Source organism: Candidatus Liberibacter sp., assembly GCF_014048425.1.
GTDB lineage: Bacteria > Pseudomonadota > Alphaproteobacteria > Rhizobiales > Rhizobiaceae > Liberibacter.
This window is the reverse complement of sequence record NZ_JACETX010000016.1, coordinates 1-15,561: the sequence shown is the minus strand read 5'-3', so window position 1 is coordinate 15,561 and position 15,561 is coordinate 1. Positions and strand designations below refer to the sequence as shown.

Sequence of the window (15,561 nt, the reverse complement as noted above, 5' to 3'; positions counted from 1 at the left end):
TCATATGGTATTCATAATATTGTAGATCCGCTATTATTTTCTTAACTTATTTGACAGAGGTCCCTAGATCGCAGTTACAAACAGCCCAATCCGTTATGTCTTTATGGTTTTGGAGTTTTTAAAGGCATCAAAAGTCCCTCAGCTTCTGATGGCTCGCAAATCCTATCAAAATCTCTCTATTTTAGTGATAACCAGCTGTTCAAAGGGTATATTATTAAGGTTTAAAAGTGGGAAAAGGACACCACGTATTGAAACTTATATCAAGATCAAACAGGGGTCTATAAGACCTCGTTATCCTCCATCTTCTGGCTTATCTACAGCGGAATAATTTGAAGTTACAAGATCTAATAGAGAAGGATTTTCTAGAAGTTGCTCAGTATCGATGATACGTGGTGAGCTTCTTAGGATTTCGCAGTACTTCGTAAGGAGTAATTTTGTCGTGCGAAGGAGGAATTTTGAATTTGGTATTTCGTCAGACAGCTGTTGTATGCAGCTATGTTGAATGTTTTCTGTTATGACTGAGATTGACAGTTCATGAAGATAAGCATTTGTGCTGGGATTTGATGTTGGTGGTGAAACCGGTATGGACCTCTGGTGAGGGGGATAAGTTTCTTGATAGAGGAGGCTCAGTGGTCGGGGGAAGGGTAATATGATGGCATATGTATGTGTGCGGGGTTACGAGAGTTATCTGGAGATATGGATGAGGATTGGTACCTCTAAGATCCGAAAAACTGAGTTTTCGTTTTGTAGTATGGGCTTGTTTTGGGTTTATTTGGGCTTGAGGTTGATATGGTGTCTGGTATGGCTTAAAAGGTTGTTGATAGACGTTATTCTCATGCCTTTAACTGCAATTCTTTTTTGGAGCTTTGCCCGACAAGCAATCCTCAGTATGTTGTTCTGAGCTTTATTGATTCTCCTAAAGTTGGAGAAAAATCAGCTAGCAGATGGTATAAATAGGATATGAATGCTACGTTAGGATTTTCCAGAAGTTGCCAATAAGTGTTTGAGTTTTTCTATGCAATGGAAAAGTTCTGAGGTTTCTGATATTTCCTCAGACAGCCGTTATATTAAACTAGGGTAGATATCTGTTGCTATTGCTAGTAATTTTTTAAGAATATTCAAAGATCGTTGTGGATTTATTGAAAATTATCCAACGATCTTTATCCTATATTTTAAAGGGAGGATTTTTTGAAGTTACAAGATCTGATCCAGAAGGAATTTCCAGAAGTTGCCGATCAGTGTTTGAGTTTTTCTATGCAATGGAAAAACTCTGAGGTTTCTGGTATTTCCTCAGATAGCCGTTGTATTCAACCAGGGTGGATATTTGTTGCTATTCCTGGCAATAAGGTCGACGGTAGAAGTTTTATTGCACAAGCATTGCAGAGAGGTGCAATTGCCATCGTGATGCCCAATTCGGATGTATTGCAAAAATTTGCAGAGCTTGATTATTCAGGCATGCCGATACTTTTTGTTGATAATATCAGAAAATTTTTGTCTATTATTGCCTCAAGATTGTATGGAAATCACCCTGATATCATATTTGCGATTACAGGAACATCGGGAAAAACTTCCGTTGCTTCTTTTGTGCGGCAGATTTGTCAGTATGCCGGTTTTTCCGCCGCTCAGATCGGCACAACAGGTATTATTTCATCTCAATATAAGGACGATAATAGCTTAACGACACCTGATCCTGTTTACCTTGCCCAGACACTCTCCCGTTTCTCTTCTCAGGGAGTGACACATGTATCCATTGAGGCTTCCAGTCATGGTCTAGATCAACACCGGCTTGATGCGGTACAATTATCTGCGGGAGCTTTTACAAATCTTGGGCGTGATCATTTAGATTATCACGAAACGATGCAGGCATATTTCAAGGCTAAAATGCGTCTTTTCGAAGAATTGTTGCCAAAAGGATCTCCAGCGATTGTCTTTGCAGATGATGCTTGGTCGGATGAGGTTATGATTCGTGCTCGGAAATCTGGTTGCCATGTGCTTTCAGTAGGCTCCAAAGGGACATTCGTGCACTTGAAAAAAATCGTTCGCAGAGACGATAAACAGGAAATCACTTTGTCTGTTGAAGGAGAAACTTTCAACATCAATTTTCCTCTTTGTGGAGAATTTCAAGTACAAAATGCTCTTGTCGCTGCTGGATTATGCATTGCAACAGGTATAGATATCGCCGTAGTGATAAAAGCTTTAGAAACATTGGGAGTTGTTTCTGGACGTCTTGAATTGGTTCATCGAACTGTAAATGGTGGAAGAATTTATGTGGATTATGCTCACAATCCTAGCTCTCTCAAAAGTCTTTTAGAGAACGTTCGAATTTTTACGTCAGGTCGCATTATTCTTGTGTTTGGTTGTGGAGGTGAACGTGATCAAGGAAAACGGTTATTGATGGGACAAATCTCTTTGCAACTTGCTGATGTGGTTATTGTGACAGATGACAATCCACGTTCCGAAGATCCCCAAAAAATTCGTTCTGAAATTATAAATGGCTCTGATCTTTTTATTGAAGAAGGAGATCGTCGAGAGGCTATCCGTAAAGCCATCTCTATGTTGCGTTCAGACGATGTTTTGGTTGTAGCAGGCAAAGGGCATGAAACAATTCAGATCGGTAGTGGGAATATAACGGTAGGATTTTCTGATTCCGGGATAATATGTGAGATTTTAGGGTATTAGTTGTCCATCGTTTTATGAAGCTTGAATGATTCCTGCCATGCTACCAAGAAACGATTTATTGAAGAAAAACCCAAAGGCTACGTGGGAGGCATTTTCATAAACGCTCGCTTAGATTAGCGGAGGGGAAAGTATAACGATAAGAATTTTTGATCGTATTATAAAAAGAAGATAAAGCTTCTTTGGATGTTAATACTATTGGTGGATAGGTGGTTTAGGTATACAACTAATCCACCAATAGATAACTGTTTTTTTATATTATTTCCTCTAATATCCATTAGTTAAGAGAAAAGAATATAACATCATCATCATCATCACAGACAGTCTTAACTATGAAGGAAATCAAGAAAAACGAAAAATCATAATTCATAGCGGTCCTCCTACTTTCCTCTTGTAGTTCAACAGAGGCTAAAAAAACTCTCAGAATCAAATACGAAGATATCAGTCGACTAAATGCCTCAATAGATATAGATCTTGATGGAGGACTCTTTCCTTCCAGAAATTGTGCCTACAATTATTGTTAAATCACATAAAGGATTAATAAATAGCTAATGTTATATATATTATTTGAATTGGGAATCATGTCGATAGGATTTTCCGATCGTGTTATGAGTATATGATATTTAAGGATATTCATTGTGCATCGCTTATGGAGCTTGAATGATTTATGCCGTGCTACAAAGGGACAATTTGTAGGAGAAGCACCCAAAGGTTACGTGGGAGGCATTTCAATAGACAGTCGTTCAATACTGCCGGGTGAGGCTTTTTTTGCCATCAAGGGTAAGCGTTGTGATGGACATGACTACGTCGTTGATGTGGTTCAAAAAAAGGCATCTTTGATTGTTATTGATAAGCAGAAAAGTGCTTCGATAGGACGATTATTTGTTCCTGTTCTTTTGGTTGATGATGTTTTAGCTGCTCTTCATAAGCTCGCTGTTGTTGCGCGTCTTCGTTCAAAGGCTAGGATTATTGCTATTACTGGATCTGTAGGGAAGACGACTACTAAGGAGATGCTTAAGTTTGCATTATCGTCTTATGGAAAAACGCATGTTTGTGCGGATTCTTATAATAATCATATAGGCGTTCCACTCACATTAGCGCGTATGCCAGACGATGCTGATTTTGGGATTTTTGAACTTGGTATGAATCATGCAGGGGAACTTCGTTCCTTGACGCAATTGGTGCGCCCACATATTGCAGTTATTACCAATATTTTTCCTGTACATTTAGGAAATTTCTCTGGGATAGATGCTATTGCTTCTGCTAAAGCGGAAATTTTTGAAGGATTGGAAAAAAACGGCTCTGTCGTTCTGAATCGTGATAACGGCTATTTTGAATTTCTCCAAGATAGATCCCGTGCTATGGGCATCAAAAAAGTTTACTCTTTTGGAGAATCCTGTATCTCTGATTTTCAGCTCCTTAAGGTCAAGGAAAGTTCTGAGAAATCTTGGATGACAGCAAGAATCCAAGATAAGACAATAAAAGTTAGGATTTTGGCTCCTGGTAAGCATATGGTGCACAATATTTTGCTAACATTGGGTATCGTTTCCTTTTTCTCTGCGGATATTGCTAAGGCGATAAAGAATCTTTCCGAATTCCAACCTAAAGAAGGAAGGGGAAAACGTTATAAGCTTGCTTTAGAATCGGGGTATTTTACGCTTATTGATGAAAGTTATAACGCCAATCCTGCTTCTATGCAGGCTGCAATAGAAGTTTTAGCTAAAATCGCTCCGCATGAAAAAGGACGTCGCATTGCAGTGCTAGGGGATATGTGTGAAATGGGAGAAAGGTCGGATTTTTTTCATGCAAATCTTTCACAGACCTTATTATCACATAAAATCACACATGTTTGGTTGAGTGGTATACATATGAGGATGTTGAAAGAAGCATTGTCGGAAAATATTGATATCAAATATTGTAAAAATGTGGATGACCTTCTTGCTTTGATACGCTCTTCTCTCGTTGTGGGTGATGTCGTTGTTGTTAAATCTTCTCAAGCGAGTAATTTTCAGCACATTGTTAAATCATTGCTTCAAGAATTCAAAATATTACCTTAAAGTGGATAAAACAAAATGTTCAAAGGGAGATCATGTCATGCGAAGTTTGCTTTAATTGAGAGTGAATTATGAAGTTTCCTGAGTTGTTTGAGAGAGAATAAAGAGGTTTTAATGTAATGTTTATCTGGTTGGTTGAATTTTCAGAGTATATAAAATTCTTTAATCTTTTCAAATATATAACTTTTAGAACGGGGGGAGCATTTCTGAGTTCTGCTTTTATCATTTTTGCCTTTGGCCCTAAAATGATTCGTATCTTAAGTGTATATCAAGGAGGGAAAGGACAACCCGTTCGCATCAAAGATTTACCTATACATCTTAAAAAATCTGGGACACCAACCATGGGGGGAATGATGATTTTGGTTGGTATCATTATCTCATCTCTCTTATGGGCTGATTTGTCTTCTCCTTATGTGATTATCATGCTTTTGGTAACACTTGGCTTTGGTGGTGTCGGTTTTTGTGATGATTATTTGAAAGTTACCAAAAGTCATTCAGGTGGTCTGTCGTGGAAAACAAGGATTTTGGCGGAATTTTTGATTGCAAGCCTTGCGGTTTATGTTTTACATATCTCTACTAAATCGACACTATTTGGTGCTACGACCAATACGACTGTTTTCTTTCCTTTTTTAAAAGAATTGGCGCTTGATCTAGGAATATTTTTTGTTCCTTTCGGTGCTTTTGTTATCGTATCCGCAGCTAATTCTGTTAATCTCACGGATGGGCTTGATGGATTGGCAATTGTGCCGGTCATGATTGCGTCTGCTGCGTTTGCTTTTATTGCTTACGTTGCTGGGAATGTTATTTTCGCGAATTACTTGCAAATAAATTTTGTTCCGGGTACAGGCGAATTGGCAGTTATTCTTGGAACAGTCATTGGCTCAGGACTTGGTTTTTTATGGTTTAATGCTCCGCCAGCTGCTATTTTTATGGGAGATACGGGATCACTCGCACTTGGTGGGTTGATTGGAGGCGTTGCAGTTTCTACAAAACATGAGATTGTGATGATTATTATAGGAGGATTGTTTGTTGTCGAAACTCTTTCTGTTATTATTCAAGTCATGTATTTTAAGATTACAGGTAAGCGTATTTTCCTTATGGCTCCCATCCATCATCATTTTGAAAAAAAAGGCTGGACTGAAAGTCAGATAGTGATTCGTTTTTGGATTATTGCAGTAATATTAGCTATGATTGGGCTCTCGACTTTGAAAGTGCGTTAATGTTTTGATGAAAATAATTGGTTTTAAAAATTCTTCTGTGGCAATTTTTGGATTGGGTATTTCGGGATTGGCCGCTGCTAAAGCTTTGTTGGGTTCTGGTGTGCGCGTTGTTGCTTGGGATGATAATCCTAGATCCTTGGCGCATGCAAAAAGTCTCGGTATAGATATTTCTGATTTTCGCTCCGTTCAATGGTCGCAGTTTGCTGCTCTTATTTTATCTCCTGGTGCACCTTTAACAGGACCTCAGGTACATTGGTGTGTGGGATTGGCTAAGCGATCTGGAGTTGAAATTATTGGAGATATTGAGTTATTTGTACGAGAGAGACGTCTCTCTGCAGTGAATTCTCCATTTATTGCTGTTACTGGTACGAATGGTAAGTCTACTACGGTAGCATTAATTTCCCATATCCTGAGCAAAAATTCTCGTGACGTACAATTGGGTGGCAATATTGGTAATCCAGTGATGAGTCTTGCAGATTTTGCTGTTGATCGTTTTTACGTTATTGAATGCTCTTCTTACCAAATAGAATTGACACCAACGATTGATCCTTCTGTTGGAGTTCTGTTAAATCTTTCTGTTGATCATCTTGAGAGGCATGTTACCTTGGAGCGTTATGCTGCAATCAAACAAAGGCTTGTGATGATGAGTCGTCACGCCGTTGTTTGCATGAATGATAGTTTATGCGAAGGAATTGCATCGAATATCGTTGCAGCAGGTCATGAGATCACTCGGATATCGTCTCAACCCACATCATCAGATATGGAGTTGTATATTGATGGTTCTTATCTCAAATCTTGTGAAACTTCAAACGTGCTTATGGATCTCTCAGGAAAGGATAATCTTGGATGTCATAATATCCAAAATACAGCTGCAGCCGTTGTAGTTTGTTTGCAATTGGGTTTGGAGATTGACGAGATACGAGATTCCCTCTCTTCTTTTCGTGGTCTAACACACCGTTTTCAAAAAATAGCCCAAGTAAGAGAAGTTGTTTTTATCAATGATTCTAAGGCCACAAATATGGATTCTGTTCTTCAAGCTTTATTAACAGAAAAAAGACGTATTTATTGGATTGCGGGTGGTTTATTAAAATCAAATGATGTTTCGATTCTTTTTCCTTTCTTGTCAAAAATTGTTAAAGCGTATTTTATTGGAAAGGCTGCAGATGTTTTAGCGAATAAGCTTGAGGGAAAAATACATTTTGAGATCTCTAAAAATATCGATAAAGCCGTTATAAACGCTTCTAACGATGCCGTTGCATCAGGTTTGCCTTCTGTTGTTTTGTTCTCTCCGGGAGGAGCTAGCTTTGATCAGTATAAGAATTTCAAAGAACGAGGATTTGCGTTCATGTCGTGTGTTTCTGCAGTAAAGGGAGTAAAAATGCTCGTTGATGTGGATGAAGAAAGGCAGTCGCCATGGTGAGTCGCACGGAAAGAGGCCCTTTTGCAGATTGGTTTTGGACCATAGATCGTTTTTCCCTCATGGCATTTTTGTTTTTGATGGGCTTAGGTTTTATGCTATCTTTTGCTTCGTCACCATCTGTTGCCGAAAAACTCGGACTTGATAGCTTTTATTTTGTTAAGCGTCATGCCTTTTTCCTTTTTCCCTCTATATTGGTGATGATATCCTTTTCCTTTTTTTCATCAGAGCAAATCAGAAAAATAGCGCTCATTATTCTGTTCTTTTCTTTAACTGCTATGTTGATAACCCTGTTCCTTGGCGTTGAAATTAAAGGTGCTAGGCGTTGGTTAAATATCGCAGGAATTTCTATTCAACCTTCTGAGTTTATGAAGCCAGCTTTTATCGTTGTATGTTCTTGGCTTTTTTCTGAACAGGCACGTCAACCAGAGGTTCCAGGCAATCTTTTTTCTCTGATTTTATTCGGAATTGTGGTGGCATTGCTTGTTGCGCAACCTGATTTTGGTCAGAGTGTCCTCATGTCCTTTATATGGGGATCTATTTTTTTTGCTACGGGTGTTTCCTGGTTGTTGGTTATTGCATTTGGTATTTTTGGTTTATTCTGCTCGGTACTTGCCTATAAGACGATGCCCCATGTAGCCAATCGCATCAATCATTTTTTTACAGGAACAGGGGATTCTTTTCAAATAGATAGCTCACGTGAGGCCATTATACGTGGAGGATGGTTTGGTCAGGGACCTGGTGAGGGCACAATTAAACGTATTATTCCTGATAGTCATACAGATTTTGTCTTTTCTGTTGCGGCAGAAGAATTTGGCATCCTATTTTGCATGATGATTTTATGTATTTTTACCTTTGTTGTTGTGCGTGCATTTTTGCATTCATTTAAGGAACCCGATTATTTTAATCGCTTGGCTGTGGTAGGTCTTGCTCTTCAAATAGGTTTTCAGGCGACCATTAATATTGGTGTAAATTTACAAATTCTACCAACGAAAGGTATGACGATGCCGACTATATCCTATGGGGGATCTTCAATGTTAGGGATGTGTATGACAATAGGTTTTCTGCTCTCTTTGACACGTCATCGACCAGAGAGACGCGCCACGGAAAGTCGTCTTTTTCGCATTTCGTCGTTATAATACATTGTAGAGGTCGCAATATGCCAGAAAATAATAAAATATTATTAGTATCCGGAGGGTCAGGGGGACATGTATTTCCTGCTGTGGCATTGTCTGGTGAATTAAAAAAACGTGGATATGTTGTTCATCTCATGACGGATAATCGTGGCATATATTTTTCTAAAAACAATCTTTTTGATGATATTCACGAAGTTCCTTCCTTCAAGATTCGTTTATGCAATCCCATTGTTTTTTTACATTCCATGATCTTTTTATGGAAAGGTTTTGTCTTTTCTTGGCGGCTTATGAGAAAAACAAAACCAAAAGCTGTTGTTGGTTTTGGAGCATGTTCAACTTTAGCTCCCTTGTTTGCTGCGATAATATTGAGAATACCTACTATGATACATGAACAAAACGTTGTTATGGGCAGGGCAAATCGTCTTTTGTCTTTTGGGGTCAAGATTGTCGCTCTCGGGCTTTTTTTACAAAAAAAAGGACATTTATCGCGCAAAACGGTTGTAACGGGAAATCCTGTTCGTCCTGCTCTTCTTAAAGCATCTGTTATTCCTTATAAAGCGAGCTATTCGGGAGAACCTTTTCGTCTTATGATCTTTGGTGGAAGTCAAGGTGCAAAAATTTTTTCAGAAGTTGTTCCTAAAGCTATAGATTTAATGCCTTTAGAACAGCGTCAAAGATTGGTTATCACGCAGCAAGTTAAACTGGAAGAAAGAGAAGAAATTCAAAGGAAGTATGATAAAATTGGGTTAAAAGTTGAGATTTCTGCTTTTTTTGAGAATATAGAGGAGTATATTTCCTCAGCGAATCTGTTAATATGTCGGTCAGGAGCTTCGACGGTATCCGAAATTTCTGTTGTAGGACGTCCATCTATTCTTGTCCCTTATCCGCATGCTATTAGTCATGATCAGCAGTTTAATGCCATGTTCTTGCAGGAAGGAGGAGGAGCTGAAGTTTTATCGCAAGATTCTTTCACTCCGGAAAGATTAGCAGCATCGATTTCTGCTGCTATGGAACAGCCAGATCGTTTAATTTACATGGCAAGACAAGCTGCTGCAAAAGGAAACCCAGGAGCTATAACGTCTCTTGCCAATGTGGTTGAACTATTGGCTCGGAAAGAGGATGTTTCCAGTTTGAGAAGGGAAGGTATATGCAAATTCCACAGTTAATGGGATCTATACACTCTATAGGACTCGTCAAATACCAGCTGTTAGATAGACGGGATAGAAGGGATATGAGCGATATTGCTGAAGTTTTGCATAATACAAGCTATCCGATTAAAGGATCGGGAAAGATCGTGAGCATGGCAAGAGAAGCCGCTGCACAAGGAAACCCAGGAGTTATATCGTCGCTTTCGAACGTGGTTGAAATATTGGCTTTGAGAGAGGATATCTCTAGTTTAAGAAGGGAAGGTATATGCAAATTCCACAGTTAATGGGACCTATACACTTTATAGGAATAGGCGGAATAGGGATGAGCGGCATTGCTGAGGTTTTGCATAATACCGGCTATCAGATCCAAGGATCAGATAAAATCATGAGCCAGAATATACAGAGACTTCGAAAACAAGGTATTAAGGTATTTATCGGTCATAAAGCAGAAAATATAATGGATGCTGAAGTCATTGTTGTTTCTACTGCGATTAATAAGGACAACTTGGAATGTATTGCAGCGCGTAAAAAGAATTTGCCGATTATATGTCGTGCTGAAATGCTGGCAGGTCTTATGCGTTTCCGAAAGTCTATTGCGATTGCTGGGACTCATGGAAAAACGACCACGACTTCGTTAATTGCTACTCTTCTTGATATAGGGAATATGGATCCAACTGTTATTAACGGGGGAATTATCAATTCTTATGGAACCAATGCACGCAGAGGTACAGGTGAGTGGATGGTTGTTGAAGCGGATGAGTCGGATGGTAGTTTTTTAAAACTGTCTTCTGATATTGCAGTGATTACAAATATTGATCCAGAACATCTTGATTATTATGGTACTTTTGACGCTGTTCGTTCTGCTTTTTATAACTTCATTGACAATATGCCTTTTTATGGTTTTGGAGTGGTATGTTTAGATCATCCTGAAGTATTATCTCTTGTTAAAAAAGTGAAGAATCGTAAAATCATTACTTATGGTCAAGATCCTCAGGCTGATGTTTGTTATTCCAATGTACGCAAATACTCTGAACGATCAGTATTTGATGTTACTCTGCGCGGACATGAGGATGAAAGCCCTGTAGAAATAAAGAATATTATTTTGCCAATGATTGGGAATCATAATGTCTCCAATGCTACAGCTGCTATTGCTGTAGCGAGCAAGCTTGGTCTGTCACCTGAAGATATTTCCAAGGGGCTTTCTTCCTTTTCTGGTGTCAAGAGAAGATTCACTCTGCTTGGTATTTGGAATGATGTGCATATTTTTGATGATTACGGGCATCATCCTGTAGAAATAAGTTCTGTTCTTTCTGCTGCTCGTGAGGTTTGTCCTGGAAACATCATTGCCATTCACCAACCACATCGATATTCACGACTTTCTTCTTTGTTTGATCAATTTAGCAATTGTTTTTCTCATGCGAGTAATGTGCTTATCTCTCCCGTTTATGCGGCTGGAGAAAAGCCTATAGAAGGTTTTGATTCACAGGCATTGGTTGCCAAAATCAACGACAATAAACATGGAAATACTAGGGCATATTATTTGCATTCCTTTGATCATCTTGTTTCCCAAGTTGTTAATATTGCCAAGCCAGGTGATTTTGTTATTTTTCTAGGAGCGGGAAATATTACGCAATGGGCAACTTCTTTTGTCAAGGAACTTGAGTTTGTTACTCAGAATAGTGTTTGCACGATATAATATGTAGTTATGAGTCATGAGGGAGCTTTTTATTTCTTTCAAAGCACAAGCAAAAAACTTGAGAGGAAAGTTTCTAGAAAATTTTCCGATGCGGAAAGTGACGTGGTTTCGTACTGGTGGTAATGCTGAAATCATGTTCCAGCCGCAGGACCTCGATGATCTCAAGATGTTTTTAAAGATTTTTCCAAAAGAACTCCCTTTAACAGTTGTTGGCCTTGGTTCAAATATTCTTGTACGTGATGCTGGTATCAGAAACGTTGTTTTGCGATTGTCGCATAATGGATTTGGTCACGTAGAAGTCAGAAGTGACCTGAGTATTGTTGCTGGTGCGAGCTGTTCCGGCAAAGCGCTTTCTACATTAGCAATGCGTCACGGCATTGGAGGATTGCACTTCTTTTATGGGATTCCGGGATCTATTGGAGGAGCTGTAGTGATGAATGCAGGTGCTAATGCTTGTGAAACCTCTGAATGCGTTGTGGAAGTTCATGTTATTGATCGCGACGGCAATGAACATATTATCTCGCAGAAGGATATGGGATATGGATATCGTTGTTCTGCACTTGCAGATGATTTGATTGTAACGCGTGCTATATTGAGAGGTTATCCAGAAGAAGAGAAGATCATTCGCTCTGCTATTGCAGATGTTCATCATCATCGTGAATCCGTGCAGCCCATAAGGGAAAAAACAGGAGGATCGACTTTTAAAAATCCTGTTGGGTATTCTGCGTGGAAATTAATAGATCAAGCTAAGTGTCGAGGTCTAGAATTCGGAGGTGCTAAAATATCGGAATTGCACTGTAATTTTATGATCAACACGGGAGATGCGACAGGATATGATTTAGAATATCTTGGTGAGATGGTACGTACGAAAGTTTTGGATACATCAGGAATTCGCTTGGAATGGGAAATACGACGCATAGGAGAATTCCCCGAAAATCATTGTATTGACTATAATCAATGAGTGCTAGAAATACGAAAATTTTCTCTATTGGATTGGGGAAAAACTACAGAAGCTAACCTAAAGCCAAAGTAGTAATATGAATCGATCATGTGGTTTTTCAGAAAATTTCTCATGATAATTGGCGAATACAAGCGAAAATTCTACACGATTCACAATCTCTATCATATATAGGAATAATCGCTTGAAGCGATTAATTGAATTGTGTGTGCTTATTATACGCAATGAGAAGAGAATGCTTCAGGAATCCGTGGACGCTTTATTAGATAATGATCGCCATAAGCGTGTGATAATAGGTTTTTCGTCGCCACTGTTTGTGTCTTTTTAGAACCAACATCCACAACCATTTGTATCTAGACATTACCAGCAGCAAGCAACCGCGCCTCCAAGAGAGAAAGCTCTGCAGAAATATCAACAGAAACAAGCAACCGCGCGCCCAAGATAAATTCTTGCAGAAAAAAACCAGATTTTGTGACCAGAGCTAGGAAAGAGATACATAAACATCTGATTTACGAAGAATTCTTTTAAGTTCCATGCTCTCAACATCTTGTTATTTAATCGACAAGAAAAAACTTCTAAAAAACCTGGATATGGCGTTATATATTCAAGAAAAATTGGGTGCTAAATTGCTACTTGCACTGAAATTCTTCTCTTCGCGTGGGATATTCAATGTATTCAGTCAGAAATATATATGATTTTTGTAAGGAGTGAGGTTTTAATATTTTTGTAAAAGAGAAGAAAAATCCTTTAAAAAATGAGGAAGAATAGAATATATGGTCGTCTATAATGAAAGAAAAGAGATTCTGGATATTGTCTTATTGGAAAAGAAGAAGCCTAGTTTTGAATTTGAGATCATGCTCCAGGGAAAAGATTTGTGGCCAGTTGCAGGAATAGACGAAGTTGGACGTGGCGCTCTCGCAGGGCCAGTTGTGGTAGCAGCAATTATTCTCAATCCAGAAAGAATTCCTCGTGATATTGACGATTCGAAAAAGCTTACATCTCAAAAAAGAGAACACCTATATGAGGAAATAATTAAAAATTCGGTCGTCTCCATTGCTTCGTTAGAGCATCATTATATAGATAAGCACAATATCCATAAAGCAACTCTTGATGCTATACAGCATGCAGTTAATGGGTTAAATATATTTCCTAAAGCTGTTCTTATAGATGGACGGAGTATTCCTGATAATCTTCCATGCCAAGCTTTTGCAATCATAAAAGGAGATTCGTATTCGCTATCAATTGCAGCTGCCTCTATAGTTGCAAAGGTAACACGTGATCGTATCATGAAACTTGCCCATAACACTTATCCAGAGTACGGATTTAATTCTCATGTGGGTTACCCTACAAAAAAACATCTGCAGGCTCTAAAAGAAAATGGTCCCAGCAAAATTCATAGGATGACGTTCCGCCCTTTGCGTGATTACTAGATTTAAACTATTCAGGATAGAAAATATTTTTTGGGTAATCGCCTTAATATGTTCTTTTATATATTTTGTAAAAATGTTTTGAAATGGAAAATAGTAGTATTTAAGTTGTGACAACTTATCTCTTGACAATTAACAGGTTAGCAGTAAATATCAGCGTATTTTGGTAAATTTTTATTAATTATTATGGAGTAAGTGCCGTGAATTCTAATAAGAAAAATTTGTTTTATCTAGCAATAACTTTCTGTATTTTTTCTGGTAATGCTTTTGCATCTGATTCTTCTCCTGTAAAAGGATATTTCGTTAATAATTCCGTAAAATCTCCTGCTGAGAACAGGATTCCTGTCAGTGATATCGGTGAAGGTGATCAATATCAGGATTATTATGATGGCATGTGGACTGGATTATACACAAATTTAAAAGTTGCCGGTAGATTCGATGTAAAGCAATTTGAGGGAGGATTGACTCTTGGATATGATACGCAGGTAGGTGATCTAGTTTATGGTATTCGTGCAGAAGGATTGATGGTTTTGTCTAAGGCTACTGCTGCTGCTTCTGGTTCTACTACTGCTGGTGCTGATGGTGCTGATGCTATTTCTAAAAAAGACACAAAAAATAGTGACGAAAAATATATTGTAGAGATTGCGACTCGCGCAGGATTTTCAATAGAAGATGGTCTATATTACGGAGTTGGAGGACTGAACTTCATCGACACAAATTTTAAAGGATTTTTTGTAGGGGCTGGTTTAGAAAAGGTGATATCTGACAATGCGACTGTATTCGCTGAGTATCATTACCAATTTTCTGAAATAAATACATTATCGCCACATAGCGCTACTATTGGTTCAGGTTTTCGTTTTTAGTTTTATCCCAATTCAATCGTCGTGAAGTTGTTCTGCTATCAGTAGATGAGGAAAATTGTAATACACAGAAATGAGGATGCGTATATTGTGTCTTTTTTGAACGTTGTATTGCGTATTTCCCATAATCTTTTGGATAATATAAGTGTAGTGCATTTTTATTTCCCATGTCATTTTTGAGAATTTTCTTCAGTAATTGCATGGGAATAAATTGCTTTTGCGTTTCTCGTAGAAAAAATTTTTAAAGAATTAAAAAAAATAGCAAATAAATATTATGAACAAAAAGTTAGCTAATGACTTGGTATTATTCGAAAATATTGACGTATGTTTGATTTGTTGTGTCGTATATAAGAAATTAATTGTTTTTATTCCTCTAAATGGGGGGATTTTTTCATGTCCAGTAGATTTATATACTTAATATACTTTAATTTATTTTATATCCAATGGAGGTGATCTATTCGTCGCCATCCATTAAAAAAGAGGGAGGTAAAACAACATCCCCCTTAATCCAGAGTTTGACCGGATAACGGCAACAAGGGTTTACCCTCTTTGCAAACACAGTTATGCATTGAAACCATCGGAAAACGGCACTATATTTACCGTAATGCAAATAAAAATGCCACAAAAACTATAATTGGTTAATATGATGTAGTTTCTGTGTGTGGATATATATCGCAAAAAGGTTTTCTTTTTCCTGTTCGGGGTAGGGTGTTTTGCTAATGGTCATACACTTGAAGATCATAATCAATGCATAGAATATAGAAACTTCTTCTGTCTCTATATCCTATAAACGGCTTCAGATTATAGTATCTAATGCTAAGAATTATAGCGTCTTCAGGGCATTGTGACATCCCGTTTTTTATCGTGAATACTTTCTATTGCTATCATCCCCGCTTTGATGGATTGCGTAATAGACAGCAAGACGGCTGAGATCGTTATAAAGCCATAGTTAAAGCCATAATAAAGGGG

At 38.1% G+C, this 15,561-nt stretch carries 12 protein-coding genes; all 12 read left to right on the top strand.

What is annotated here, in order from left to right:
• The first annotated feature begins 700 nt into the window (after positions 1 to 700).
• The gene (locus H0G72_RS02830) at positions 701 to 901 is read left to right on the top strand and encodes a hypothetical protein (RefSeq protein WP_182017279.1); all 201 of its coding nucleotides are present in this window, start codon (positions 701 to 703) and stop codon (positions 899 to 901) included.
• A gap of 287 nt (positions 902 to 1,188) precedes the next feature.
• Positions 1,189 to 2,679 carry a UDP-N-acetylmuramoyl-L-alanyl-D-glutamate--2,6-diaminopimelate ligase gene (locus tag H0G72_RS02825; protein ID WP_182017278.1) on the top strand — a complete coding sequence of 497 codons (1,491 nt, stop codon included), beginning with the start codon at positions 1,189 to 1,191 and terminating at the stop codon, positions 2,677 to 2,679.
• A 635-nt stretch (positions 2,680 to 3,314) separates the two neighbouring features.
• A complete protein-coding gene (locus H0G72_RS02820) occupies positions 3,315 to 4,733 on the top strand; it encodes a UDP-N-acetylmuramoyl-tripeptide--D-alanyl-D-alanine ligase (RefSeq protein ID WP_182017277.1) in 1,419 nt (472 codons plus the stop codon).
• A gap of 116 nt (positions 4,734 to 4,849) precedes the next feature.
• Positions 4,850 to 5,950, top strand: a complete 1,101-nt coding sequence (gene mraY, locus H0G72_RS02815) for a phospho-N-acetylmuramoyl-pentapeptide-transferase (RefSeq protein WP_182017276.1) — start codon at positions 4,850 to 4,852, stop codon at positions 5,948 to 5,950.
• Positions 5,951 to 5,954: 4 nt separating this feature from the next.
• Positions 5,955 to 7,370, top strand: a complete 1,416-nt coding sequence (murD, locus tag H0G72_RS02810) for a UDP-N-acetylmuramoyl-L-alanine--D-glutamate ligase (protein ID WP_409049317.1) — start codon at positions 5,955 to 5,957, stop codon at positions 7,368 to 7,370.
• A complete protein-coding gene (locus H0G72_RS02805) occupies positions 7,364 to 8,506 on the top strand; it encodes an FtsW/RodA/SpoVE family cell cycle protein (RefSeq protein WP_182017274.1) in 1,143 nt (380 codons plus the stop codon). Before murD ends, H0G72_RS02805 begins: the two co-directional genes overlap by 7 nt.
• Positions 8,507 to 8,526: 20 nt before the next feature.
• Positions 8,527 to 9,669 (top strand): UDP-N-acetylglucosamine--N-acetylmuramyl-(pentapeptide) pyrophosphoryl-undecaprenol N-acetylglucosamine transferase, encoded by a 1,143-nt coding sequence (locus tag H0G72_RS02800; RefSeq protein WP_182017273.1) that lies wholly within the window; start codon positions 8,527 to 8,529, stop codon positions 9,667 to 9,669.
• Entirely contained in the window at positions 9,651 to 9,935 is a 285-nt protein-coding gene (locus H0G72_RS02795) for a hypothetical protein (protein ID WP_182017272.1), read from the top strand. The genes H0G72_RS02800 and H0G72_RS02795 overlap by 19 nt, the downstream gene beginning before the upstream one ends.
• Positions 9,917 to 11,347: a UDP-N-acetylmuramate--L-alanine ligase gene (gene murC, locus H0G72_RS02790; RefSeq protein WP_182017271.1), complete on the top strand. Its 1,431-nt coding sequence runs from the start codon at positions 9,917 to 9,919 to the stop codon at positions 11,345 to 11,347. The genes H0G72_RS02795 and murC overlap by 19 nt, the downstream gene beginning before the upstream one ends.
• A 16-nt stretch (positions 11,348 to 11,363) precedes the next feature.
• Positions 11,364 to 12,308 carry a UDP-N-acetylmuramate dehydrogenase gene (gene murB, locus H0G72_RS02785; protein WP_182017270.1) on the top strand — a complete coding sequence of 315 codons (945 nt, stop codon included), beginning with the start codon at positions 11,364 to 11,366 and terminating at the stop codon, positions 12,306 to 12,308.
• A 770-nt stretch (positions 12,309 to 13,078) separates the two neighbouring features.
• On the top strand, positions 13,079 to 13,735 hold the full coding sequence (locus tag H0G72_RS02775) for a ribonuclease HII (RefSeq protein ID WP_182017268.1): 657 nt from the start codon (positions 13,079 to 13,081) through the stop codon (positions 13,733 to 13,735).
• Between the two features lie 197 nt (positions 13,736 to 13,932).
• Positions 13,933 to 14,595, top strand: a complete 663-nt coding sequence (locus tag H0G72_RS02770) for an outer membrane protein (protein WP_182017267.1) — start codon at positions 13,933 to 13,935, stop codon at positions 14,593 to 14,595.
• The last annotated feature ends 966 nt before the right edge of the window (positions 14,596 to 15,561 follow it).